Annotated in this window: 21 protein-coding genes; 3 read left to right on the forward strand and 18 right to left on the reverse strand. The window is 54.3% G+C overall.

Features of this window, described 5'->3' with window-relative positions; all coding sequences use genetic code 11:
* Positions 1-11 precede the first annotated feature (11 nt).
* From NOV21_RS07545 to NOV21_RS07555, 3 genes are all read right to left on the reverse strand, one after another.
* Positions 12-185 (reverse strand): hypothetical protein, encoded by a 174-nt coding sequence (locus tag NOV21_RS07545; RefSeq protein WP_283170291.1) that lies wholly within the window; start codon positions 183-185, stop codon positions 12-14.
* 71 nt (positions 186-256) lie between these two features.
* Entirely contained in the window at positions 257-2,017 is a 1,761-nt protein-coding gene (locus NOV21_RS07550; protein WP_283170290.1) for a phosphotransferase, read from the reverse strand.
* A 377-nt stretch (positions 2,018-2,394) separates the two neighbouring features.
* Entirely contained in the window at positions 2,395-4,224 is a 1,830-nt protein-coding gene (locus tag NOV21_RS07555; RefSeq protein ID WP_283170289.1) for a L,D-transpeptidase family protein, read from the reverse strand.
* A 585-nt stretch (positions 4,225-4,809) separates the two neighbouring features.
* Here NOV21_RS07555 and NOV21_RS07560 point away from each other — a divergent pair.
* The gene (locus NOV21_RS07560) at positions 4,810-5,667 is read left to right on the forward strand and encodes a LicD family protein (protein ID WP_283170288.1); all 858 of its coding nucleotides are present in this window, start codon (positions 4,810-4,812) and stop codon (positions 5,665-5,667) included.
* Positions 5,668-5,822: 155 nt separating this feature from the next.
* Here the strand turns inward: NOV21_RS07560 and NOV21_RS07565 are convergent, their stop codons facing one another.
* From NOV21_RS07565 to NOV21_RS07600, 8 genes are all read right to left on the reverse strand, one after another.
* Positions 5,823-6,425, reverse strand: a complete 603-nt coding sequence (locus NOV21_RS07565) for a hypothetical protein (RefSeq protein ID WP_283170287.1) — start codon at positions 6,423-6,425, stop codon at positions 5,823-5,825.
* A 57-nt stretch (positions 6,426-6,482) separates the two neighbouring features.
* On the reverse strand, positions 6,483-7,619 hold the full coding sequence (locus NOV21_RS07570) for a glycosyltransferase family 4 protein (RefSeq protein ID WP_283170286.1): 1,137 nt from the start codon (positions 7,617-7,619) through the stop codon (positions 6,483-6,485).
* Between the two features lie 7 nt (positions 7,620-7,626).
* Positions 7,627-8,007 (reverse strand): DUF2304 domain-containing protein, encoded by a 381-nt coding sequence (locus tag NOV21_RS07575; protein ID WP_283170285.1) that lies wholly within the window; start codon positions 8,005-8,007, stop codon positions 7,627-7,629.
* Positions 8,008-8,014: 7 nt separating this feature from the next.
* On the reverse strand, positions 8,015-8,740 hold the full coding sequence (locus NOV21_RS07580; protein ID WP_283170284.1) for a glycosyltransferase family 2 protein: 726 nt from the start codon (positions 8,738-8,740) through the stop codon (positions 8,015-8,017).
* An 18-nt stretch (positions 8,741-8,758) separates the two neighbouring features.
* Positions 8,759-10,396, reverse strand: coding sequence for a DUF2142 domain-containing protein (locus NOV21_RS07585; RefSeq protein ID WP_283170283.1), 1,638 nt, complete (start codon positions 10,394-10,396; stop codon positions 8,759-8,761).
* Complete coding sequence (locus NOV21_RS07590; protein WP_283170282.1) at positions 10,347-11,792, reverse strand: bifunctional dTDP-4-dehydrorhamnose 3,5-epimerase family protein/NAD(P)-dependent oxidoreductase; 1,446 nt, start codon at positions 11,790-11,792, stop codon at positions 10,347-10,349. Before NOV21_RS07590 ends, NOV21_RS07585 begins: the two co-directional genes overlap by 50 nt.
* 12 nt (positions 11,793-11,804) lie before the next feature.
* Positions 11,805-12,707, reverse strand: coding sequence for a glucose-1-phosphate thymidylyltransferase RfbA (gene rfbA / locus NOV21_RS07595; RefSeq protein WP_283170281.1), 903 nt, complete (start codon positions 12,705-12,707; stop codon positions 11,805-11,807).
* A 126-nt stretch (positions 12,708-12,833) separates the two neighbouring features.
* The gene (locus NOV21_RS07600) at positions 12,834-15,263 is read right to left on the reverse strand and encodes a glycosyltransferase family 2 protein (protein ID WP_283170280.1); all 2,430 of its coding nucleotides are present in this window, start codon (positions 15,261-15,263) and stop codon (positions 12,834-12,836) included.
* A gap of 170 nt (positions 15,264-15,433) precedes the next feature.
* Between NOV21_RS07600 and NOV21_RS07605 the strand changes: the two genes are divergently transcribed.
* Positions 15,434-17,470, forward strand: coding sequence for a glycosyltransferase (locus NOV21_RS07605; protein ID WP_283170279.1), 2,037 nt, complete (start codon positions 15,434-15,436; stop codon positions 17,468-17,470).
* Here NOV21_RS07605 and NOV21_RS07610 read toward each other — a convergent pair whose 3' ends face one another.
* From NOV21_RS07610 to NOV21_RS07625, 4 genes are all read right to left on the reverse strand, one after another.
* The gene (locus tag NOV21_RS07610; RefSeq protein WP_283170278.1) at positions 17,471-18,994 is read right to left on the reverse strand and encodes an N-acetylmuramoyl-L-alanine amidase; all 1,524 of its coding nucleotides are present in this window, start codon (positions 18,992-18,994) and stop codon (positions 17,471-17,473) included.
* Between the two features lie 79 nt (positions 18,995-19,073).
* Positions 19,074-20,129, reverse strand: a complete 1,056-nt coding sequence (locus NOV21_RS07615; RefSeq protein ID WP_283170277.1) for a glucosaminidase domain-containing protein — start codon at positions 20,127-20,129, stop codon at positions 19,074-19,076.
* Between the two features lie 108 nt (positions 20,130-20,237).
* Positions 20,238-20,576: a HepT-like ribonuclease domain-containing protein gene (locus tag NOV21_RS07620; RefSeq protein ID WP_283170276.1), complete on the reverse strand. Its 339-nt coding sequence runs from the start codon at positions 20,574-20,576 to the stop codon at positions 20,238-20,240.
* The gene (locus NOV21_RS07625; RefSeq protein WP_283170275.1) at positions 20,573-20,872 is read right to left on the reverse strand and encodes a nucleotidyltransferase family protein; all 300 of its coding nucleotides are present in this window, start codon (positions 20,870-20,872) and stop codon (positions 20,573-20,575) included. Before NOV21_RS07625 ends, NOV21_RS07620 begins: the two co-directional genes overlap by 4 nt.
* A 328-nt stretch (positions 20,873-21,200) precedes the next feature.
* Here NOV21_RS07625 and NOV21_RS07630 point away from each other — a divergent pair, with 328 nt between their 5' ends.
* Positions 21,201-22,070, forward strand: a complete 870-nt coding sequence (locus NOV21_RS07630; RefSeq protein WP_283170274.1) for a CHAP domain-containing protein — start codon at positions 21,201-21,203, stop codon at positions 22,068-22,070.
* Positions 22,071-22,101: 31 nt separating this feature from the next.
* Here NOV21_RS07630 and NOV21_RS07635 read toward each other — a convergent pair whose 3' ends face one another.
* The 3 genes from NOV21_RS07635 to NOV21_RS07645 all read right to left on the reverse strand — a co-directional run bounded on the left by NOV21_RS07635 (position 22,102) and on the right by NOV21_RS07645 (position 25,650).
* On the reverse strand, positions 22,102-23,424 hold the full coding sequence (locus NOV21_RS07635; RefSeq protein ID WP_283170273.1) for a glycosyltransferase family protein: 1,323 nt from the start codon (positions 23,422-23,424) through the stop codon (positions 22,102-22,104).
* Between the two features lie 69 nt (positions 23,425-23,493).
* A complete protein-coding gene (wecB, locus tag NOV21_RS07640; protein WP_283170272.1) occupies positions 23,494-24,636 on the reverse strand; it encodes a non-hydrolyzing UDP-N-acetylglucosamine 2-epimerase in 1,143 nt (380 codons plus the stop codon).
* 21 nt (positions 24,637-24,657) lie between these two features.
* Positions 24,658-25,650 carry a glycosyltransferase family 2 protein gene (locus tag NOV21_RS07645; RefSeq protein WP_283170271.1) on the reverse strand — a complete coding sequence of 331 codons (993 nt, stop codon included), beginning with the start codon at positions 25,648-25,650 and terminating at the stop codon, positions 24,658-24,660.
* Between the last annotated feature and the right edge of the window lies 1 nt (position 25,651).

The raw sequence follows: 25,651 nt of genomic DNA on the forward strand, positions 1-25,651 counted from the left end.
CCCTCACCTCCCTACAGGAATTCGCCGATAACAAGCAGAATGAGGGAAACGATAGGGCAAGCGACGATCAGCGCCCAGTCCACCTTCCCCAACGCCCGGGGGAACTCATAACCGGACTCTTCCATGATCGCCAGGCGTTCGCGAACCTCGCGATCGAGCTCTTCTTCAAAGTTATTATCCGGCATTAACTCTCCTTCGGCCGTCTCGGGGATTTTTTACGATGCGCCGCACGCAAGCGCCGCAGCACGCAGAAGAATCAGTCGCTAAGGCACAGCTCCGCGTACCTCTTCGCCGAGCGATACCAGAGGTAAACCCACGACCCGACTTGACCGCCTTCAGACTGCTTGTAAAGAGCCCAGACGTACCAATAGTACGAGCAGATAGCCACGTATCCGAAGCAATGACGCATCTCTTCGGGAGTCGGGGTTCGCCCGAAATATTCCCGCACGACGCCTTCCGCCTCCTTTGGGGTATAGTCGGAACAGCATATGAACGTGCCCAAATCACTCGCGTAATCTGCCATCGCGGAATACTCCCAATCGATGAGATCCATCCCACTTGCGTGGACAAGGAAGTTCGGGGCGTACATATCATTGTGGCACAGGCACAGTCTGTCCGCATCGGAAGCGACCAGGTCATGCACTCGGTCGATGCTCTGGGTAAGGGAGTCAAAGTCGACGGGCTTCGGATACGATCTATCCTCTAGGGATTCGACGATCTCGCGAGCCTTTGCGTACACGTCGAATGACCACTCCGACTTGACATCGCAGGTGTGAAGCTTGCGAGCTATGCCGAGAGCGGCAGAAACGTGCGCGGGATCGTGGTAATCGAACGGAACGCAGTCCTTGATGAAATACGACAGTTTCCAACCGTGCTCGGAATCTTCATAGAGAAACGTCGAGTCGACACCCAGATCCTTCGCCACCTTCTGGGAGAATGCTTCGCTATCCCTGCAGATTATCGCCTCCGTGCCAGAACCGGGATGCCGATAGACATAGGTCTTTTCGCGAAGCGAGAATCGAAAGGAAAGGTTTGTGATCCCTTCCTTGATGGGAACGACGTTCGAAAGGTCTTCGCGATCGCACGAAAAGAAATTACAAATGTTGTCCAAAATAGATGAGTCGACATTCGCGAGGAAGTCTTTATCGAATGCTCGGACGTCCTCCAGCGAATCGAACTCGAAAATTATACCTGACTCGTATTCTTTGCGTGCCATCGACAGTTCATGGACATGCTCAGCGAAGATATCCTCCCAGAGTTTCGGAGCAGTTTCGGGCAGATCGTATTCGGCTTCCAATATTTCGACGAACTTCTTCGAGAACGCCCGGTCGAAGTAGACATGCCCCAGCATGCACCACGCATCATTCCCCCCATTCACACCAACCTTGGTGATACGTCCATGAGGTCCGGTTTCAACTACGTATTCGTCAGTCGGGCCCGCGAAAAAGACCGTCGAATAATACGCCCGATATACGTAGCGCGTGAAGGGATTCTGGGTGAAATAGTCATCCGACGAGCAGATGTAGGTATTGCCGAGGATATTGCGCACCAGATGGAGGGTCGAATTATTGTTGCGCTCGGCAAAATGCTCATTGACAACGATCTTCACACCGAATAGGTCCTCCAGGTAGAAGAAAGCCTCTTTCATGTAGCCGACGACCAACGTGATATCCGTAATTCCGGCTTCGTGCAGCTGGCGAATTTGCCGTTCGATCAGAATCTCGCCCCGAATGCGCATCATACCCTTCGGTTTTTCGTACGATAGGGGAACGAAGCGTGAAGAGAGTCCTGCGGCCATGATTACTGCGTTTTCGACACGGTAGGGTTCGAGCGCAGTAACACCCGACTCGGTAATCCCCTCGCGGCCAGCAAGCCCGTCTTTCACGCATCGAGAGAACGCTTTGTTGACCGTACCCAACGAAAGACCCGTCATACGAGCCATCTCCCGCTGGGGCATGGAGGAGCCAGCGGTATCCAACGCCTGGAGAACCTTGAATGAATTCTCATCAAGTTGCACGTTTGCCTCTTCTCATATGGGCATCGAGCTGCACGTTCAGAAATGCCGAAAAGAGAATAGACCCTGAACAAGCACGTGCGAATCGGTCCGACGATTATTCACTCAACCTTCAACCGAGAGGCGCAAAGGAAACGAGAATCGGGAAGAACCATAAATCGTCCCCCGACCACTCAAGTCGGTTGAGCATTAGCCAATCCGGCGAATCGCAGCCTATGGCAAACCGCTCGCCGACCGGCGAGCACAGTTCCGCGCTCCTTTTTGCAGCCTAAGAATTTCTGCCCAACATTCGTACCATCTTCCAGTGGGGTACGATTTTCGCTTATCCAGCGCTTGGAACGCTTGCACCATAGAATAAGAACCGCACCTGCAAAATCAATCTAGTAGTACACGTGAACCGTCGTGCCTAGGGGAACGTTATCGTAAATCCATCGCGCATTATCGACATCAACGCGAACGCAGCCGTGGGAGAGATAACGATACGAGCCGAGCTCATTTCCAGTCCCCAGTATGCTGTGGATAAAATACGCCCCGTAGAACTGCGTGCACCACCGCGCTGTGTATGCAGTACTCAGGTGTGGCTTACGGGATAGTGTCGAGAACGTCCCCGTCACCGTTGGCGTAGAAGGCTTTCCCGGACTCGCCAGCCAATAGTACCAATTTGACCAATTCCCCTGCGAACCCGAATAGATTCCCATCATCGCGGTTGAAAGATTGATCATGATGAGCTTGTCCGTCGCACTCCACAGCCCTTGCGCAGCCTGGTTCATGTACCAATGCGCAGGGGGCGTACTCTTTGTCAGAACGCCATCGTTATCGCTGTGGTACCAGGTAGACCCTTGGTTGATGAAGTCGTTTCGCAAGACGTAACCCTGGCCGCCTACTCCGTAGTACTTCTTTCCATCTACTTTGAAGAACGAAGTCCGCATAGCATGATCCGAACCAATGTAATAGTATCGTTGCCAACCCCCGTCGTACTTTTTCGTGACAAGCCAGCCGTCCTTACCATCGGGAGTACTGGCAAGAACGCCGTTTTTGTCGGCGACATAAACGCGAGCATGCCCATTGTCCCACTTCCCACGAACGATACATCCGTCAGGCCTTGCGTAGGAATAGCAACCTGCCCCCTCTTCAGGGGTGATAAGGCGATCCTTCGCAACCTGTGCATCCGAGGCAACCCACTGCCATTCTCGACCATGCGATGTGAGAGTGGTTAGCCATCGCGGCTCAAAAGGTAGTTTCACCCCGTCGACAGCACGCCAGGCAATCCCCTCGGGAATCCATCCAATGCGAGCAAGAGCACGATCTTCAACTTCGGAAGTGGTGAAGTTGTGAGCACCCGCTACCGCATTGGGATTGTATTGGCGCAGGACGGCAAGCCCCGACTCGTCATGCGAATACCAGCCGACTCCCTCATAGATCCAGCCTTTAGAGCGCAATGAATTCCGCTCTTTGACGGAAACGGTGTAATGATGGTCCCCGGCGTTGGGATTGTAAAGGCGGTACACGGGGAAAGACGACTTCTTCGGGGCAACCCAGCCGACCCCTTCCCACACCCACCCCGCACGGGTCACATTCTCTGCCTCTTTCTCGCTCGAAGTGTAGAAATGCTCACCGCTATTTGGGTTGTAAAGGCGGATCATATTGACGCAGTTCTCTGCAGGATCAGATTTGGGAGCAGGCTTCGCAGCGGACTTCGCCATAGGCTTTGCAGAATCAATAGCGGCTTCATCAGTGGTTTTCTCCACCGCGTCAACCTTAGCGTGACTTTCTGCTTTTACGGAAGCCTTTGCGGAGCTCGAAGTCTCGTCAACCAATGCGCCAGCCGATGCCGATTTGGTCTCTCCCGTTACTTCGGATTGCGGCTTGCTCGCCATCCCAACAGTCTTTTCGTCCTTCTTCACGGATGAATCGGGCGTATTTTGCGTATCGATCGCGGGTGCAATCGCATTCGAGTCCCCGGCCTGGGAGGCGGAGGAAGACGATCCGTTTTCGGATGGCTCGGAAGAAGGCTTGGCTTCGACGGCTCCAGAGGTACCAATTTTAGAAGGCGTATCAATGATAACAGCCGGTTCATCCACTGATCTGGAAGAAGCAATCTCGTCAGCAAACGCGTACGATCCGCACGACAGCATTAAAGCTATAGCGATACATGCCGAAACGAAAACGAGAAAACTGGATGACAGGGTCTTTCGATTAGGACTGTTCACAGAGCACTCCTTCTACTTAACTGCGATAGCAACCATAGATGTATGTATAGTCTATCTTAATTTGGAAACACGTAAGCTAGAAAATTGATGCGACGAGTAGCGCCTCATCGAACTCGATTGCAGAGATTGCAGCAGCGCGATCAAACCCCCAGGGAAATCGATCTGATTTTCCAGCCTGCCCACCAAGATAGCATTCGCACCTTCTGCGCTCTTGCAACCTCTACAATGCGTCGCTCGGAGCGATATGGCAGCCGCGGGCACAATAGCATATGTATAGAAAATGCCGTATCGAACCTCACGTATCTATCTGCATTTGCATCGCTTTCTGTCTCTTCTTCATTGCGGAAGATGGGCTCGAAGGACGGTGGATGATGGGCTGCTATACTTTCGTTCCACTACGAAAACCTCTTCAAGGAACGGGGAGTTGCCATGAGGATCCTCCATGTCATTGGAGCCATGGACCAAGGCGGCGTCGAGACATTCATCATGAACGTCTATCGCAGAATCGATACATCGCTCCTTGAAGGCTTCTACGTTCGAGCTTATCAAGACGCAACCACCTAATACGAGGATAAGGAATCTGAAATGGGAGATAATCCCTATCCGAATTCAACTCTTCAACGCCTGCAAGACGTTGAACGTGAGATCTTGGCAATTATCGATAAGATCTGTCGGCGGAACGACATCGATTACTTTATCGATGGAGGCACTTGCCTAGGCGCGGTTCGCCATGGGGGATTCATTCCCTGGGATGACGACATAGATATCGGCATGCCTTACAGTGACTACATGAGGTTCTGCGAAATCGCCCCCCTCTTGCTTCCCGAGGGATACTCTCTTCATACTTCTACGAACACAAAAGGGTTTTCCGCGCTTTGGGTTAAGGTGTTCAAAGATGGAACGCGTTTCATCGACGACAATGCCCAAGAAGCAGGCTGCAATCAGGGGATATTCGTCGACGTATTCGCTTACTGCCAACTTAATGCAAACGAGAACATCGCGAAGAAGCAATGCGCACGCGCACGTAAGGCACAGGTGAAATCGTACCTCAAACATTTCTCTCGCCCCAAATTGCCCAAAGGAACCCCCGCGAGACATCTTGTTTCATTTGCATGCAAGCTTATACATGCAAGCGTTGCAAAATTATGGTCGCAAGATGAATTGCAGCGCGCATTCGACCGCTCATTCGATTCGAACAATCCGGGTAAGCGGTGGATTGAAGCAGCTTATCCCGATTGGGGATCGCATGATGCAGAAACATTGTTCCCAACCCAGGATATACGTTTCGACGAACTCACCGTGCGAGCACCCCATAACTGCGACGCATATCTTTCGACGCTGTATGGCGACTGGCGGCAGGTTCCCCCTTCTGATGGACGATACACCCATGCGCCTGTGATTCTGGATTTCGGAGACGGGGCCAACGTTATGGATGTGCGATGAACGGGATTCGAAGCTTATGAGCTGGCTGCCGGCTCCCCATCCTTCTTCGTCCTCATTTGCCGGGAAATATCCCATGCAAGCAAAACGGAAAGCAGAGCTACCGCCCCGATGCACGCCGCAATGCGAGCACATGGGGAATGCATCGTAAGACGGAGTTACCTCCGCTCCTCGTTTGCCCGCTCGTTGGCGGCCGCTTGGGCCTCCGCCTCTTTGGCGAACGCCAGGTTATCTACTTCGTGCCCCGAATCATCTACATAGGTAGCATATCCGATTCCATTTTCGAAGCAAAAGGCGGGATCCTTCAAATTGGCGAGATCGATTTCGCGGATAAAAATCAGGGAGCCGCCCTCCATGATCAATTTCACATCCAAGGACGAAGAGCCTCGCGCCGCAAAGGAAAGCGAAAATTCCGACCCGGCAGGAATCGAAACATGTTCGAAGGTCTGATTATCCGAGAAATCCGCATCGGTATGGGGTTTGATGGCGATGCCGCGAATCTCCATTCCAGTGGCATTCACGATAGATGCAGTCGCATCCCCCGTTCCTATCGAGATCGCCGCCTTAGACGATGAGAATGGCGAGCCGACCGAAACGACCGATGATGAGTTGGACGACTCATACAACGGCAGCGAGGAAGACGTGGCTTCGTTCGCATCTTCACTCGTCGGGGAGCAACCTGCTGCCACGGATATGCATAATGCCCCGAATGCAGCAACCATAAGGACCGCAGCCCATTTCATAACCAAGGTTTTCGTCATTCTCATCCCCTGTTCAAAATCGAAGCGTGGAAACATCATATACACGAGCCCGCACATCTAAGAGATAGAAGAGAATACATTCTCCAAGAGGCGCACGGTATTCGACCATGAGCAGTTCTCGCGAACGAATTTGACAAGGCCTTCCCTTTCCTTAGCGGCATCCTCGATACCGCGTATTGCATCTGCAATAGCCGAAGGCTCGATCCCCGTCAGATAAGCTCCGTAACGGGGAGGATTCCCCATGACCTCGTCTGTGCCGCCGACGTGAGTCATCACAGGGGGTATACCCCATGCAGAGGACTCCAAGACGGACGTGCAGAATCCTTCAGAACGTGACGGAAGGCAGAAGATATCCGAATCTCGCAAGAGGGCAGACAGGTCAGCCTGGGAAAGATTGCCCAGAAGAGCGACATTGGGCAATCCCAGAGCCTCGATTTTTTCACGTTGGCCCCCCTCCCCCGCAAGAGCGAGGACATATCCTTTTCCAAGTTGCTCCGAAGAACGGGCGAATTCGTATACGCCTTTCTCCGGCTCGAGACGTCCTACGAGCGAAGCGAGCTTGCAACCGCTTGAAATGTCCAACTCCCTCCGAAAATCTCGTGGGGAGGCAATCGACTGGAATGCGTCAACGTCAATTGCGTTGGGAATGACATAATCGGTCTCGATATCGAAATGCCGCAGCCAGACGGTGCTGGCACGGGATATGCCGGCGAACGTCGGGCGGAACCGCTTGACCCGCTCGGTGATGCCGTGCTCGTACCCTTCGACGAACCGATCGAGAAAGGCATTCCCTAGCGTGAGGTGGGCCGACCCGTGGTCGAGGATGACTACCGGCGCGCCCATCCGCCGGGCGAAGCGCAATCCCTCAAGCGAGTGCCGGTAGAACCGCGTGTTCACCAGAACCCGTGTAATCCTGCGTTGCTCGAGATCGCGCATCTCATGTTTATACTCGCCGTTCTTGCGGGAAATGGGCAAGCGGCCCGCCATGAGGGAGAAACAGGGCAGGCGGTACACCTCTACCCCATCCGCCTGGACTTCATAAGCAGGCGAGTTGTCAAGAAGAGACGTTACGACAACCGCGCCATTCCCCTCGGCAACCAATTGGTGGGCAAGGCGCTCGGTAAAGGATTCGACTCCGCCTGCATGCGGGCGGTACTGGGCGGAGAACAGGGCGTAGACAGAACTCGGTTCCATAAGCGCCTTATTCACGCAGCGAAGCCTCGCGGGATTCGGCCTGCTGCTCGAGATCGCGCACCCGGTGCTCCAGCAGCGCCGAGGTCTGCACGAGGCTCCGGATGTACCGCGCTTGCCAGCTCACGACCATGCTGAGGCTGAGCGCAATGACAAGCACGGAAACGATGCCGACCGAGAATATGAAATTCGAGGAGTACTCAAACCCGAAGAATCCGGTCATCGCCGAAACCAGGGAGGGAAAGAGCGCGCAGACGACCATAAGGACGACGAGGACCATCCAGAGCAGCGCATAGCGAATCTGCAAGCGTCCCCGGCCGATGAGGCGGAACACCGCCAGCAAGAGCGCCACGCAAAGGACAAGCAGGGTTATTCGAAGAGCAATCGTCATATCGCACCTACCGTCTGCGCCCTCGGGACAGCCTCGTCGTGATAATCGCCAGCGTAACGCTGATCATATAATAGGCGCTTTTGAAGCCTCCGATGGACGAGGTACCACCCTGCCGCTCGTGCATGAGAACCGGAACTTCCCTAATGGAGAAGCCTCGATTGCCAGCGTACACTATCGATTCCGGCTCGGGATAATCGGCTGGATAATAGCTGCAGAACAGCTCGATCGCACGCCGACTGCAGGCCCTGAATCCCGAAGTCACATCGAGTACCGTAAGGCCCGTGCAAAGTCTGATCCAAAATGAAAGCCATTGTATGCCGACGCGCCTGAGCCATGTTGACTGGAAGCCCTCCGTCCTTTCGACGAACCGCGATCCGATGACTAGGTCGGAGCCTTCCGAGATAGCCTCCAGCAAACGAGGAACATAGGAAACATCGTGCTGCCCATCCCCGTCAAACTGGATATCGACATCGTATCCGTGTTCGAGCGCATAGCGATGGCCTGCCTGCACCGCCCCTCCGATTCCGAGATTTTTTGAAAGGTTCAGATGGTTGAGGCGGTGCTCTCGGCAAATATCAAGCGTGCCATCGGTTGACCCGTCGTTCACGATGACGTAATCATACCCCGCATCCTCGATGCCGCGTGCTACCGTGAGGATGTTCTTTTCCTCATTATACGCCGGAACGATGAGGAGAACTTTGTATGGCCGTTTCGAATCTTGCATGGTAGACATGGTATCCGATTGAATCCGCTACGCGAGCAGAACACACGTGGAAATATAACTGAGGTATAGGAAGTTGAAACTTGCAAGCGTCAGAATGAGTGGAAAACCGGTGTTGGCGGTTATTTTCACGCAACGCGGACGCAAGGCGAGCAACCCCAGCGGCAACAATGGGATGAAATACCTACCTTGCACGCCTTCGATTACCCCAGATGTATCATACGTCCAGCCAATAGTTAAAGAGAGAAAAATCGCGAGGGCCCCCGCTGCGAAAACCAATCCGAACACGATGCGCATCCTCAGGGGGAGCACCTCGTCTGAGTCCAGGGACCGGACGACAGAAAGCACAAGAAGCATAAGGAGAGCAACGGACAATTGGGTTGGGAGCGCAATATCGCCTTGGAACCAGCCGAGCATCCCGCCGACAATCTGGACGAGATAACCCCAGCCATGAACTTCCAGCGTAGAGTCAAGCAATTTGAACGATGAGAGCGGATGGAGAAGAAGCCCCGAGAGCGTGTAATACGATCCACTTGTCCCATCAGCCCGTACTGCTTCGGGGCTGCTGCCGGTTGCGTATTCGACAAGTGCAGATAGGCGAACTGCGCCGATGAATATCAGGGGGACGATCAACACCCCCGCTTTAAACAGAATCGCTGACCGATGCGAAGAAAACCTCTGGGACGGAACGAAAAGAATAGCGATACCGAGTACGACATACACCACCTTGCAGGGGGCTAGAAGCGCCGCGACGACGATAATCCCCGCGCAGGACGCTTTCGAAATCTTCCCCGTCCCAAAAATCGCCTGCAAAAGCAACGCGGTGAGCAAGAAGGACATCCCGATTATTCCGACATCATATGAGTACGAGCCCAGAAGATGCAATGTCATGGGAAGAAGCGCGAGCACTATGAACACGTTCTTCCCCACCGGGGTGATGCGGACAGCTGCGATAATGAGAAAAACGCCGAAAAGCAGGTTCCCAAGCCGTCCTAGATAAAACAAGGGGACGGCTCCGAGTCCGAAAACCTTGGCAATCAAGATGCCTAGGGCGGCAGGGATCTCCAGCTGAACCGGCGAAAGCCCCATGTACACCACTTCATCATCCGCCGAAACCGAGATGGAACTTCTAGCAAACTCAGTATCGATAAACGTCGTGCGGTCCGAGGCGAGCAAAGAAAAACCACCGGAAACCGCATCCCAATGTTCTGCGGTGACGCCGGCAGAAAGCTCCAATCCGTCATGCATGAAATCATAATCTGCGGAGCGCATAGTGTGAATATCTTGCAACCCGATGATGTTTGCATAGCGATAGGCGTTTTTAAAATGATAGGGCTCATCCGGAATAGACCCCGGAGGGAAGAAGAGGGCAAAGCTCAAGGCACCCATCAGGAGAGCTATGGGAAACAAGCGCGTAGAAACCCATTCCGGACGGTTGGAAGAGCGATGATGCCACGCCCAAAATCCAACTACCACCATACATGAGAGCAACCCAAGGCCGGCAACACGGAGCGCATGCGCCTCAGAATAGAAATACAGCGTCTGGGAAAAGGAGGCGAGCAGCAATACGGCAGCCAGTGCATCGGTTTTCCCTACCTTTGCCCCGAGAGAAGAAACCTTACGCGTTAAGGTATTCACCCAATGCCTCTTTCCAATCAACGGGTTCATACCCAACCTCTTCGATCTTTCGAAGGGCAAGCCCGCTGTGCGTCGGACGCGGCGATACCGGACCTGGCGCATTCTTTGCATATTGGCTCGTAGATACAGGGGCGACCGCTTCGGGATTTCCGTTGACCCGCCTGAATACCTCCCGTGCAATCTCATACCAGCTTGCGATATCACCGGAATTCGAAACGTTATACGCACCGTACGGGACCCCTGCATCGAGCACATGCAAGATGGCTTCGGCGAGGGTATCGGCGAAGGTAAGGCGCCCGAACTGATCGTCCACGACGGTAATCTGGCTTAGGCGATTATCCACTTCGGCGGGAAGCGCGCAGCGATTCGAAAGAGACGCCATGGTGCGAACGAAGTTATTGCCTTCCCCGACAACCCAACTTGTCCGAAGTATGTAATGCCGGGGCACGCAGGAAACAACGCAGTCCGCCGCTGCTTTCGTTTGGCCGTACACCCCCAAAGGAGCGAGCCTCTCCTCCTCGGAATGAAGCTCTTGGACGCCATCGAACACGTAATCGCTTGATATATGGACCAGGGTCAAGTTATGCTCAAGGCAGATTTTCGCAAGGTTGGCAGGACCGGAAACATTCACCGACCACACCGTCGCCTTTTTTTCAGGAAGCTCGGCTGCATCGACCGCGGTGAATGCAGCACAATTGATCACCGTTCCGTACGCATCCCAGTCAAGGCGGGCGAGCGCTTCCGCATCGGTGATATCCAGCTCGTCCGCATCCGCAAACTCCCAGCCGACCAAGCTGCGCTGATCGGCAAGCTTCTTCAAAGCCGTCCCCACTTGCCCCCGTCCTCCGGTTACAAGCACGCGACGGGGATTCATGGGAATCGCGTTCTCCAAAGTCGGATGATTCTTATCAGCTTCGCTCAAAATGGCGTCTTCGAGCGGGATAGGCCAATCTATACCCAGGGATGGATCCGCCAGATTCACGAAAGTGTACTCGCTCTTACGATCCGCCGACCAATGGGCGTTCACCAGGTACGAATACACTGTCCCATCTTCAAGAGCCTGATAGCTATTCCCCACACCGCGAGGAACATATATCGCCTTAGAGGGGTCGATCACGCACGTGCACACTTGGCCGAAGCTTTCACCGGGACGCAAATCAACCCATGCCCCGAAAACGCTGCCCGATGCAACGCTGATGAATTTATCCCAAGGTTCTGCGTGGATTCCCCGGGTGACTCCACGTTGAGCGTTAAAGCTCACATTATTTTGCACTGGGCCGAAATCGGGCAAACCTTCTTGGATCATTTTCGCCCGCTGCCAATTTTCCTTGAACCAGCCGCGCGCATCTCCGTGAACGGGTAGGTCGAACACAAGCATGCCCGGGATATTGGAAGCTCTTCCGATAAGCTCCTTTTCGAATTCCATTCGATTGCTCCTTTATGCGTGCTTCCTCGGAGGAATGATACCTCCCGCGGCGACCTCACGCAGGTGTTTGCCATATTCGCTCTTGTGATACTTTTCGGCAGCCTCTTCAAGCTGCCCGTGATCTATCCAGCCGTTTTCGTAGGCAATTTCCTCGATGACGGAAACCGGCATACCTTGGCTCCGCTCCACCGCCCTGACAAAATCGCCCGCCTCGTACAGGCTTTCCATGGTGCCCGTGTCCAACCAAGCATAACCTCGTCCGAGCGTAACTACATTTAAGCTGCCCGTATGCAGATACATTTGATTGAGCGTAGTGATCTCCAGCTCGCCGCGCTGGCTCGGTTTCACCTGCTTCGCAAAATCGCACACGCGCTCATCGTAGAAATACAGCCCCGTGACGGCATAGCTGCTTTTGGGGTGCGCGGGCTTTTCCTCGATGGAAACAACGTTGTAATTGGCATCGAACTCCACGACACCAAAACGTTCGGGGTCGTCAACATGGTAGCCGAACACCGTTGCGCCGCCATTGCGCTCGGCGGCGTCGACCGCCGTGCGCAAGTGGCGCTTTAATCCGTTACCGTAGAAGATATTGTCGCCGAGAACCAGGGCGCACGGCTCCCCCGCGATGAAACTCTCTCCGATGATAAACGCCTGGGCAAGGCCGTCGGGAGACGGCTGTGCGGCATAGCTTAACGAAATGCCGAACTGGCCTCCGGTTCCCAGCAACCGTTCGAAATTCGGCAAATCATCGGGGGTGCTGATGATGAGGATGTCGCGAATACCCGCCATCATAAGGACGGAGAGGGGATAGTAGATCATCGGCTTGTCATATACGGGCAGCAATTGCTTGCTGGTCACAGTCGTCAGCGGATACAGACGGGTACCGCTGCCACCCGCGAGAATAATGCCCTTCATAAGACTCCTTTAATCGTAATAAGCAAACAGACCGGCAAGCCAGTATTTCTGCATCTCTCTATTGTAGAGCAAGGGAACGCCTGCCAACCGTAGTCGCAAGAACAAACAGAACGGCTGTTAAGGTAATCAGAATTCCCAGTTAAGCCCGTAATACGCGGATCCTGCAGCGATATTCATTCCGTACAGCGGATCGCCCAAACCAAGATAGTTCGCCCATCGGGTTTGGAATTTGCCCGCTTCACGCGCATTGCGGACACGGCGCTCCTTTCCCACGTAATCGAGCCCACGCGATGCGGATTCAAAGTGGAATAACTCCGCATTGGGCTCCATCACCACATGATGCCCGCGATCTTGCAGGCGAAGGCAAAAATCCACATCGTTGTAAGCAACGGCAAATCCCTCGTCGAAGCCTCCAACATCCTCGAACGCCGAGCGTTTCACCATCATGCACGCGCCCGTGACCGCCGAAACCTCGCGCGCATTCTGCACGATCCCGAAATAGAAGGGATAATCGCTAGGGAGCGTGCAGGCAACATGCAACGGAGCGCTACGGGGGATGACAACGCCGATATGCTGGATGGTCCCATCGGGATAGAGGAGCCGCGCACCCGTGCACCCGACTTCCGGCCGCTGCATGGGACCCATCAGGCGCTCCATCCAATTCGGCGTGATGACCTCCATGTCATTGTTCAGGAACAGGAAGTAATCGCCGGAGGCACGCTCGGCTCCAAAATTGCAGATAGCCGAGAAATTGAACTTGCCCGAATACGTCGCCACCTTCACCTGCGCATGTTCGCGTTGTGCGTGCTCATAATAGGCGAAGGTCTCATCGTCCTCGCTGTTGTTTTCAATCAGAATCACTTCGTAGTCATCGTACGTGCTTTTTTTGAATAAGGAGCGCAGCAGGCGGTCGAGCAGATCGGTATGGTCCTTCGTCGGGATGATAATCGAAACCCTCCCCGGATGATCTGGAAGGATATAGTCGATCCGATGCATGTTCGCCGTATGCCCATCGGAAATCGAAACGGGAATGCCTATGCGGTCGAAATGACGCTGTACGGCCTTCTCCCCGGCGATATGCGTCCACGGCTTTGCATCGGCACCTGCCGCAGCGGAAGCAGCGTGCATTCGCCAATGGTAGAGCACCTTCCGCACATGGAAGATATTGCGGGCCTTCTCAGCGACTTTCATCGTCATGTCCCAATCCTGAGCGCCTGAGACATCGTCATCGGAAAGCTCGACCTCATCGACTATCGACTTGCGGACCGTCAATAAATGGCAAATGTAATTGTTAGTTGCAAGCAGCTCCCAGCTGAAGTCCGGCTTCAGGAAACCATCGACGTAATGCCCGTCACGAAGCTTATCTTCGTCGCAATACAGCAGATCCGTCTCCGGATAACGGTTGATCGCGCTCACGTACTCGAAAAGGATCCCCGGCTCAAGCACATCGTCATGATCGAAGAAGCAGAGGAAATCCCCACGCGCAGCCCGTATCCCCTCGTTCGTGTTCAGGGAAATTCCCCTATTCCCCTCGAGGGTGATCGACTTGATGCGCGAATCCCGCTGGACCGCCCCATCTACCGCATCGAGCAACTCCCCGTCCTCAGGAGAAGCGTTCACCAAGATAAGTTCAAACCGTCCATAGGTCTGAGATAGCACCGAGTCGAGCATTTCCTCGAAGAAATCACGAGGCGTTTTATAAAGCGGAACGATGATGGAAAAAAGAGGAACGTACTCGAAGCGAACCCGCCTTTGGGCAGCAAGCATAACATTGGTTTGCCTCTGCCGCGCGAAAAACCATTTTTCGTATTCGCCAAACTGCCCTGTCCCCGTCACCTTCTCCGAGAACCGAATACGGGCCTCCTCTATAGACCACGGCTCCATGCCGACAAAACCGTCAGGCAATGCGCTCCCGGGGAATGCAACCCGCACGAAGAACGCATCCGACCCTGCTGGCTTGCGAAACGATATCTCCATCCGTCGAACCAGGTAATCAGCATGTTCGTACACCGGCTCCACCGTATCATCCAGAACGGTAATACGCGTTGCATGCAGAAATTCGCCCTGACGGTCGAACACTTCCACATGCGGCGGCACATCTGCATCCTGCCTGGTCGAACATGCGACGGACACATACGCATGCACCAGTTCGCGCCCGTCGGCGATACCGAACCCGGTAATGCGATCGACCCAGATATAAGCTTCCTCTTCCAAAGCGCCCTCGTCGACATTCCGCACCCCGCCAACGTCGGCTTTACTTAGCGTGTTGTACTTCGAGGTAAGCGCGGACGCGATATGCCCCACCTTCCGTGTGGCAACCTCGCATGCAGCACCCATACGGTCCAGCACGGAAACCGTAATGGTTTGCTCCGTGCGCAATGCCGGCAGAATCAGCACGAAGTCTTCAACAGCATTCGGACGTTTTGCGAGAATAGCAGGCATATCGTTGCCGTTCGCACTCGTGCTGATGGCGGTTATCTTTCCACCCTCCGGGATTTCCGCTTCGACAACCTGGAAAATCTTGCCACGTCCGCGCGTAAGCGTACCGAATCGCATGTATCCGCACTCCCCAATCAAATGAATGGATTCAACTGTCTCAGGATACCAGCCAGATGGGCAAACGAGTTTTCCAACCATCGAAACGCCCGAATGTCCACGCGGCAATCGGGCCTCGGATATATAATATCCGCTCCGAGCAAATCAATCGAAGCTAGCAAGAGGCGACTATGCACCGAAAGCACAGCACAAGCACCTGCGATTCAATGTGGCACGCGACTGACGACCAGATGCCTTTTTTCGACTTCGAATCGCTCATCACTTCATTGACCCCGGATGAACTCGCGGCCGGGGAAGCGCTCGGCATCGCACGCATCGTCCGTGCCGAACTCGCTGAAAAGCATTTGATATGGGTCCTTCTCTATGTCACGAAACGCAGTGAAAAGCCGGACGCTCCGAGGCTCTGCGGGCTTTTTTCGATTATGAACGCCACAGTAACGATGCATCGCTCGGACACCCGAATCGTTCATGCCCCCGATTCGGACGAACCATGGTACGTGCATGAATTCCACATGGTCGCACCTCATTACCTCATTGCGGCGAACATCGCATGCGGCAGCGCGCGCCTTGCTGTAGCCAAGCAGGATAAAGCGCGTCTGATTCAAGCACATTATGCGGAAACGCGCTGTGCAACCGTTGACAACGCGTATCCGAACTGGTTGATCGCGCATCACGTGAAAATGGAACGCATCGCAACTCCCGTTTCTGGTCCCTTAATGAGCATCGTTTCCCCTCTGTACAAAACCCCGCCCCATTATCTGCGGGCGATGATCGATTCCGTGATTTCCCAGACGTATGGCAACTGGGAGCTCGTGCTCGTCAACGCAAGCCCTGATGATGACGGGATTGCCAACGTATTGGAGCAATACCGGGATGAGGCACGGATTGTAACCATCGACCACCCGGAAAATGATGGGATCAACGGTAACACGAACTTCGGCATCGCGGCGACCCATGGCGATTACGTGAGCTTCCTGGATCATGACGACATCGTGGAGCCTACTGCATTGGCTTTGATAGTGGCGGCGATACAGGAAAATCGCGGAGAAGTCGACTTGCTCTATTGCGACGAAGACAGCCTGGACGGCACGGGCGCGTTCCGTCTTCCGCTCTTTAAGCCAGGGCTCAATGTGGATTTGCTGTACTCGAACAATTATGCAATACATTGGCTCACCGTCAGCCGGAGGGTTCTCGATGTTACCGCACGCTCCACTGGCGACCTCAACGGAGCACAGGATTACGATTTGACGCTGAAGGCCGCCGAATGTCGCGGCAAGGCGGTGCGAATCCCGTACGTGCTGTATCATTGGCGCATCCATCAGGGATCCGTGAGTGCGAACCCCGATTCGAAGCCCTATGCGCTTTATGCTGGAGCCCGCGCCGTGCAGCAACATCTTGACAGGCAGGGTTTGAAGGCGCATGTAGCGCCCGATGAAATCGTATTCACTTACAAAACGACGTTTGAAACGCCCCGGAGGGAGGAGGCCTCAATCGATATTGTGCTCAAGGGTACTGAATTGCCGCGCTCAGTGCGTATGGAGATCGATCGATATGCGGCAGAGTATGGAACGACCTGCACGGTGCATCTCCTGGACACCCTCCCCTTAGATGGAGCCCTCATCGCCAATATGAACGGAAGCCTGCTGTGCGTGCTTCCTCCAGATATCGTATCGCTGTCACCGCATTTCCTGGACACTATGGCAGGATATTTCCAACGTCCGGAGGTTACGTGCGTCTCACCCCACATGCTCCGCGCCGATGGCCTGCATGACTACGCTGGATCATGCGTTTGCCCCGATGGGAACATCCTCGCGCTGAACCGGTTCCTTCCTGGGGAAGACGGCGGCTACGTGGGCCGTGCGCATCGGCCTCATGATTATTGCGCAATCAATCCCGCATGCTTCATGACGCGCACTTCGTCGCTCCATGGATTCGCACGTCAGAACAATCCGTTTGCGGGAGCGTCCTATCAAATTGCCAGGTACTTCATCGAGCAGCACGCCCAAGGCAATCTGAATGTCTATACACCATTCGCAACTGTCCAGCTAACCGGTTTTCCCAGTTTGCTCGAATACGGCTTAATACGGGGAAAGCCCGCGGAGCGAAAGGCATTTGCCGATCGGTTCCACGAGCTCTTCCCCAAAGGCGACCCCATGCACGACCCGAATTTTGCGGCATACTCTCCGTATTACCGTTTGAATCGTTAACTAGTAATTTGCATGCACCGCCTGGAACAGGCCGTATGCGAGCTTGCGAGCAAGCTTGTCGAAGTTTGCATTATATTTATCCATATCTTTGGCGTTGTCGATAAAGCAGATTTCCAACAACGTCGAGGGAAGCCCCCTGAGCACCACGAGATCATCGGTCTTCTCTCCCCGGTCGGCGATGCCCATACCGGCGACGAGTTGCTCGTGCATGATGCTCTGCAGCCCTGCTGACCGCACATGAGCCCCAGATTCGCGGCTATAGCTTTCGGAACCCGTTCCCCCGCCTGCGTTGAAATGGATCGAAACGAGTGAAGTGCAGTTATGGTTGACGGCATCGCTCTGCCGGTTCCAGAGGCTCACGCCTTTGTTGCTATTCGTGTACACGTCGAGTCCGTACGTGCTGCGCGCGTAGGAAGCAACCTTTTCGACCAGCTGGATGGTTAGATTCGCTTCGTAATAACCATTCCCTTCTGCTCCCGAATCCCATACACCCGGCTTGCGGTTGTTCATCCCATGTCCTGCGTCCAAATAGACTTTGTTCACTTCAACGGGGGAAACGGATTCACCCAGAGCAACCGCATACCAGCCGATGCCCTCGGCATTCCAGCCAACGGCAACGAGGCTGTCGTTTTCCACCTTGCTCGTCGTGAAATTATGGGTGCCCACGGATGCGTTCGGATTGTATTGACGATACACGGGAATTGCCTTCCCGTCATCGGAGTACCATCCGATGTGCTCGTAAATCCATCCCGCTCGAACCAGTTGATCACGTTCATATGCGCTGAGCGTGTAATGGTGGTCGCCGGCATTCGGATTGTACATGCGGTAAACGGGTGAATTTGAAAATGCAGGGGCGACCCATCCCACTCCTTCGTTGCACCATCCGCTGTAGATGCAGTACGAACGCTCGTAAGAGCTGCTCGTGTAGAAGTGCTCACCGGAATTGGGGTTATACAAACGGAACATGGTGACGGTTTCAGCAGATGATCGAGCCGGCGCCAAACTTGCCGAGACTGCTTTCATTTTGGACGCGGAAGTATCTTGCGTTGCTGAAGATCGCGCTGCATCGGAGATGTCAAGTTTCGCATCCAATGTCCGTTCTGACGATTCAGCTGAATCGGCCAACCCTCTGCCCCGGGCATCTGCAGCAGGATTGTCAGCGACGGCAGGCGTTGCTTCCTCGATATCGACGGGAGCTTTGGGGGAGTCCTTCTCAATCAAAGGAGTTCTAGATGACTCCCCCTCGTTCGAAGCAGCGGAATCAACGGCACCCGCAGCATTATCCGTATCGGCTGGTACGGACTTCGGCGTCGTCGAGGTCCCTTCGCTCGACGATTCCGACGGCTTTTCCTTCTCGGATGAAGGGGTTATCGCCGCTTCGTCCGAAATGGCAGACGTTTCATCTGAAGTGGAAACTGGTTCCGTCATTTCTTCGGCAAACGCGGGGGCAACCGCGAAAAGCATCATGATCGTGACAAAGACCATCGCGAATACCATATTCACCCATGTTGCTGTCTTACCCATAAAACTCCATTCTTGCTCTTTGCAGCCTGAAACGCTTCGCATGAGATCACATGTAGCCTTTCACCGTGAAAACCTTGGCTTACGAATAATTTGCCAGTTCATCCATGAGGCTCACTAGTTTGGTTCCGTATGAAGGATCTGAAGCCCATTTACCCGCCAACGCTTCAACCGTGGGCGCAGCGCCACGACCATACACACTCACGGCGGCATTCCACCGGGGATCGACGCAATCGTTATTCAACGCATCGGCAGACGCATACAGCTTCAGATGCTGCACTTGCGCTCGGATGCCGGTGCGCACATCGGGAAACGTCGCGCCGTGGACGCCTCCGCCAGTAGCGCCTAAACCTGCGAAATTGCACTGGCTCAAGCTCACATCTCCGCCAAACCCCAGCCAGCCGGTCTCAAGCATGGCCTGGCAGAACACAAGATCAGCTCGCACGCCCTCCGCATCGGCCTCCTCGACGACGATGCGTGCGAAGTCTTGAATGGCAGCTGCCCCATAGCCAGCAAGCTCAGAGGGATATGACTTGCCCTTCGCATTGAACAGGGCGGCCATAGCTTGAGCCGAAACGGGGCTCTTGCGCATAATGGGCGTACCCGATGATGGCGCACCGCTTCCCTCCGCCACCGCATACCAGGCAATGCCCTCTGCATTCCAGCCGATATTGACAAGACTATCGTTTTCAGCCTGAGATGTCGTGAAATTATGAGCGCCCGCCCATGCGTTCGGGTTGTACTGCCGCAATACGGCAACGGTTTCGGCATCGTCGCTGTACCAGCCGATACCCTCATCGCTCCAGCCAACTGAAATCAAGTGATCCCGTTCGTAGGCGCTCTTCGTGTAGTGGTGGTCGCCCGCATTCGGATTGTACAAACGGTATACGGGGGTTTCGGACGTCGAAGGGGCCACCCAGCCTATCCCCTCCTCGTTCCAGCCGGCGGCGATCACTCGATCGCGCTCGTAAGCGCTACCCGTATAAAAATGTTCGCCGGAATTGGGATTGTACAGTCGGTACATGCTGATATTCCCCTCATCTGCGAAAGTAGAGGGCGGCAGCGTGACAAGCACGCCAATTGTTGCAACAAAGAGCAACGCAAAGAGACCTGTCGCTATCTTCTGACTCGCATGCATGGGATCCCCCTTTGCTCAAAAATGCGAAACTCATAATACAGGCAAAGCAAGGGCGATAAAAGCAGCAGCCCCCTCAAACGCTTTAAATCTTCGTTCTTCAGCGAACCTTCAGCGAACAATCGACTGCAATTGGCCAACGAATTCGGGGAGATCCTCGAATATGATCGTATTGATTATGTCCCAATCGGTGCCCTTATAATCGTGGACCAGCCTGTGGCGCAGGCCGGAGATTTTGGACCAGGGAATATCGGGGTGCTCTGCTTTCAGGGGACGGGATATATGAGAGACAAGCTCTCCGATATTGTAAAGGGGAGTCGTGATCGCCCACTGCACGTAGCGTTGCGTCGACACCACTTCGCGCGTAATGCCCTGCTCGAAAATCATCTCGCCTAGTTGGCTGGCAAACTCGATGATGCGCGAGATCGCACGCTCGTCACCCGGTGTCATACCAACACCAGTTCGTCGCGCTTGACACTTCGGTAGAAATCGGAGGCGGAATCGAGTTCGGACGCCTCGTAGACATCGACACGCTTGCCAGACGCCTGGTGGAGATCCTCCGCTATGGCGAAAATGTCGGTCGGATGGAACGAATCCCCGCCCTGTACCAGAACATCGAGGTCGGAATCCGGCGTCGCCTCTCCGCGAGCGTACGAGCCGAAGAGTACCGCTCCGGAGGCATTGTATCGCGCGAGGATAGGGACAAGCATCCCCCTGATCTCGTCTATGGTGTACACGGTATCCATTGCCCCTCCTATTCTTCGCACCAGTGTAGCAGGTTCCCCTCGTCTCGATACGGAAATAGGAAGGGCAGGCAACATGCTTGCTCCGATTCCAATGGATCCCCAGTTATGGTTGTTAACGGAATTCCATCGTTCGCGCCGTATTTCTTCTTTACACTTCCTCAAATCGAAGAGAGGTTGAAACATGGCAAAATCTCATTGGAACCAACCAGATGCTTTCCCGCGGTGCTTGCTTGCAATCATCCTGCTTGCCGTGACAGCTCTAATCATATGTGCATCGCCTGCGACGGCGCATGCTTCATCGGCCCCACAGGGGATTCTCAATAATAGCATGGACGGCATCGAGATCGATATCAACGCCGCGCCCTATACCACGTTCGCCGGCTATTCCTACGGAAGCTACGCTTATACGAGCGAAGGCTGCGCCTGGTTCGCGTCCGCTCGAGTGAACGATTTGACCGGTAAAGGCAACAGGATATGGAGTGGGCGGAACTGGTATACCACGCAATATGCGGAATATGGGCTCTCTCGCGGCCAAGAGATACAGGCAAAGGCGCTCGCTTGCTATGAAAACCATGTGGTGGTCATCGAGAAGGTATCCGGCATCATCGTCACCATCAGCGAAGGAGGCCGTTCTTCCGCAGGGGTGGAGCACGGATGTTGCCAAATCACGCACATGACGGTAGACCAGGTCAAACAGGGGGTTAGCGGGTACGGCCGCTTCCTGGGGTTCGTTTACTTGCAATCGGCTTCCAACAATGATGATGAAGACGATACAGACGATCCCGGCAATGGCAAATCCATGTATCGTCTGTACAATCCCAATTCCGGCGAGCATTTCTACACGTCGAGCACTTACGAACGGAACCATGTGAGAGCTGCGGGATGGGTATACGAGGGCGTAGGGTGGACCGCTCCTGCAAAGAGCACCGCACCGGTGTACCGCTTATACAACGGTAACGGCGGCGAACATCACTACACCATGAGTATCGAAGAACGAGATTCGCTCGTCTCCGTCGGCTGGTCCGATGAGGGAATCGGCTGGTACAGCGATGACGATGAAACGACTCCGCTCTATCGCCAGTACAACCCCAATGCGTTTGCCAACAACCATAACTATACGACGAGCGTGGTCGAGAGAGACAAGCTTGTCTCTCTAGGATGGATCCCCGAAGGTATCGGCTGGTATGGCATCGGATAGCCAGGCAGCGAAGCACCCGGTACCCCAATCCCTATCTGCCCGAGAAGCAGCCGTCGAACAATTCGACCAGACGGGAGATCCCCTCTCGATACGCGTGGGCCATCCCTTGGGCCAAGAGCTTGTTGTTCTCAACCATCTGGAAACGCTGATGCGCACCGGGAAGCAAGCCCGCCTCGAGATCGTCAACCGACACTCCTTGCATACCCAATTCTCGAAAATCACCGATATCGTCGCTGAGCAGGATCGGAATAACGCCGCACGCACAATACTCGACTAATTTGGTCGGGCACGCAACTTTGTTCACGACGGAGTCATCGCGAAGCACGAATCCGAAATCGCAGGACGAATATCCCTCCACGACCTGGCTGGGAGAAGCCGTGCTAACCTCAAGAGCTGAAGGAAGCTGCCTTCCATCCCATTCGTTCCAAAACGCAGGAATATCAGGGGTAAAAATCCTGTACGTGCATGTGTCACCGGCCTTCTCGATTGCATCGCACATTCGAGGAATCATCTGCCACGCCTGCATCCCACCGGCATACACAACAACCGGCTTCGATACCGTACTGACGTCGGAGCGATTAAGAGGCTCATCACACACCTGCAGAACGGGTTCGTCAAAAATTGGAATTGTGATGAATCTCGCGTAGCACGAAGGATATTTCCCAACGATATGCGCTCGCATCGCATCGGTGACGGTAATAATCACATCGGCGTGCTCAACCCCGTACCTTTCTCTGCCAGATAGAACAGGAACCATTCGCTCCTCCCCCATCATCTCCACCTCTTCAGGGGCAACACCATGAAAATCAAGCATCAGGCTGCAGGTTGCGGATTCGACGATAGGGGGGATGAGGTGGTAGGCGCTTTGACAATAAACGAGATCCGCATGCCCCACGACGGGAGCAAGCAGTTTTGCGAAGTTCTCATTTGAGATCGAACCGAAAAGCGCAACGTGAGCCTCATCGAAGAATTTTAGCGATACCTTCCCGGCAGCATTTTCGCCCCCGATGTACACCCTCAGCGCCTCTCTCGGGAATAACCTGTCAATCGCATGGACTCTACGGAAAAATCCATCGGATAGGTTTTCCGGCGTGAACATGGGCGCCATAACCACGATGGCGCTCTGCCCCGCCGCATGCCGCATTTCCATGAGGTCGACTACAAGGGATGCCAATTCGGACACTCGTGAATCTCTCAAATCGTACCATCGTTGAACACAGGCATCGACCGAACGACGCAATTCGTCGGCGGGAGCATCGCTCTCGACAAGCATTCGCGCTTGATGGAATGAGGCAATCGCCTGGCGTGGATGCAAGGGAATCGCAGCCCTGCAATCAGCCAATCGATCGCGCATGGACGTCCTTGCCATCGTCCAAGATTCCAAAGCGGTGTAGAGAGCATATAATGATTCATCCACAGATGATCACCTCTCGCAATCGAGGAAAGATGCTACTGCACGGAGAATGCGCTCCGAAGCATGCCCATCGCCATAGGGATTGACCGCGTGGGCCATCGCAGCGTATCGCGCTGAATCGCGGAGCAGCGCTCCAACTTCTTCAACGATGGTGTGCGTATCGGGATGCACCAAAATCGCAGTTCCCACCTCAATTGCCTCCGGCCGCTCGGTCTCCATGCGAAGGACGGCTACCGGCTTGCCAAAATGAGGTGCCTCTTCTTGCAAACCACCCGAATCTGTCATGACAAGATGGATGCGCGGTAAAAGATTATGCATATCGAGGATATCTATCGGGCCTGTCAAGATCACATGCGAATCATTCCCCAATAGCCTATGCACCGCATCATGAACGATGGGATTCGGATGGACAGGATAAACAAATCTGATATCCGGGAATTCGCATCCTAACTCGGTGATCGAGGAGCAGATGGCCTCCAAATTACGGCCCCAATTCTCGCGCCGGTGAGCGGTCACCAGCACGATCCTTTGCGAAAAATCAAGTTGTGACAGAATCGGTTCTTTGAATTGATAATCGGGTCGGACAGTATAGGCAAAAGAATCGATTACGCTGTTCCCCGTGACGATAACCTGATCGGAGATGCCCTCGTCGGCCAAGAACCGCGCATTCCCCTCCGTAGGTGCGAAATGAAGTGTCGCCAAACGGGAAATCAGCCTTCGGTTCATCTCTTCTGGAAAGGGAGAATACCTATTTCCGGATCGCAAACCAGCTTCGACGTGGCCAACGGGAATATGTCGGTAAAATGCCGCCAACGCCGCTGCCATGGAGGATGACGTATCGCCATGGACCAAAACCAGATCGGGATGCTTTTTATTGAACACATCATCAAGGCGTTCGAGAACATCGCACGTTATCGTCGTCAGGGTTTGATTCACACGTATGATGCCTAAATCAATACGGGGGTCGATGCCGAAAGACCGAAGGACATCGAGGCACATTTGCCTATGTTGCCCCGTAATGCAAACCGTGCTATTAATTTCAGGGCAACCCTCCAACGCCTTGACGACAGGTGCCATTTTCACTGCCTCCGGCCTGGTGCCAAACACGGTAAACACGTTTGGGATCCTTCGAGCCACATCCACCTCTTCCATCGCGGCTTCCCGGAAATCTTATCATGGGCGGGAAAAGAACTTGCGCAAAACCCGGAGGCGAAAGCGCATCTCGGGTGTGCAATGGGCGAGATAGACGTTCTGGTATTCGGGGAGAATCCGACGCGAGCGCATGATTGCAGCGCCATCGAGACGAGCGAATATCCGCCTGGCGCCATCTCGCGCAACGCAGCTATCGGGAAAATCGACATCGAGCATCTGGATATAGCTGCATCCGCGCGAATAATGAGCCTCCAGCACCCGAGGTGCCACCACCCCTCTTCTCTTCAGGATTTCATCCATCTCAATCCAACGATCTCCAATGATTGACGGATCCTTCACCCCGCCGGAGAGGGCATTGTCGAACTCTCGGTAATAATAGACTGGCTCATCTACGTAGACGATGCTCTTCGCGACAACCATGGCCTCCATCATGAAGGGGTTGTCAGCCCATCCGCTCCCGGGAATCGGCAAAAAGCGGATTTGCTCCTGCTTTAGAAAATCCGTCCGATACAAGCCGGTCCATATGCTGGGATGATGGAAGATGAGCTCGGCATCCTGATCGATAGTGAACGGCTGGTCAACATAGGCAACCCGGTTAGCGTACCATGAAGGAGCAAGTTTTTCGTCGGCCGTACCGGCATGGGCCACGCGCGTGTAGCTGGCTTTCACGATATCGGGAAAGCCGTGGCGGCAAGCGGCGGAGTACAGCGTCTCGTACATGCACGTATCGGTCCAATCATCGGGTTCCACAATGCCGATATAGCGCCCCCGCGCCACATCGATACCCCGATTCATGGAATCACCGTAGCCGGAATTCCGCTTATGCAGCACCTGCACGCGAGCATCGCGGGAGGCGAACCCGTCCATAATGGCAGGCGAATCGTCTGTTGAGCCGTCATCCACGCATATGATCTCAATATCCGCCAACGTCTGACCACAGAGGGAATCCAAACATTGATGCACATACTGCTCCGTGTTGTATACGGAAACGACTACCGAAACCGCCGGTACCATA

Source organism: Curtanaerobium respiraculi, from assembly GCF_024609215.1.
In the GTDB taxonomy this organism is placed as follows: domain Bacteria; phylum Actinomycetota; class Coriobacteriia; order Coriobacteriales; family Eggerthellaceae; genus Curtanaerobium; species Curtanaerobium respiraculi.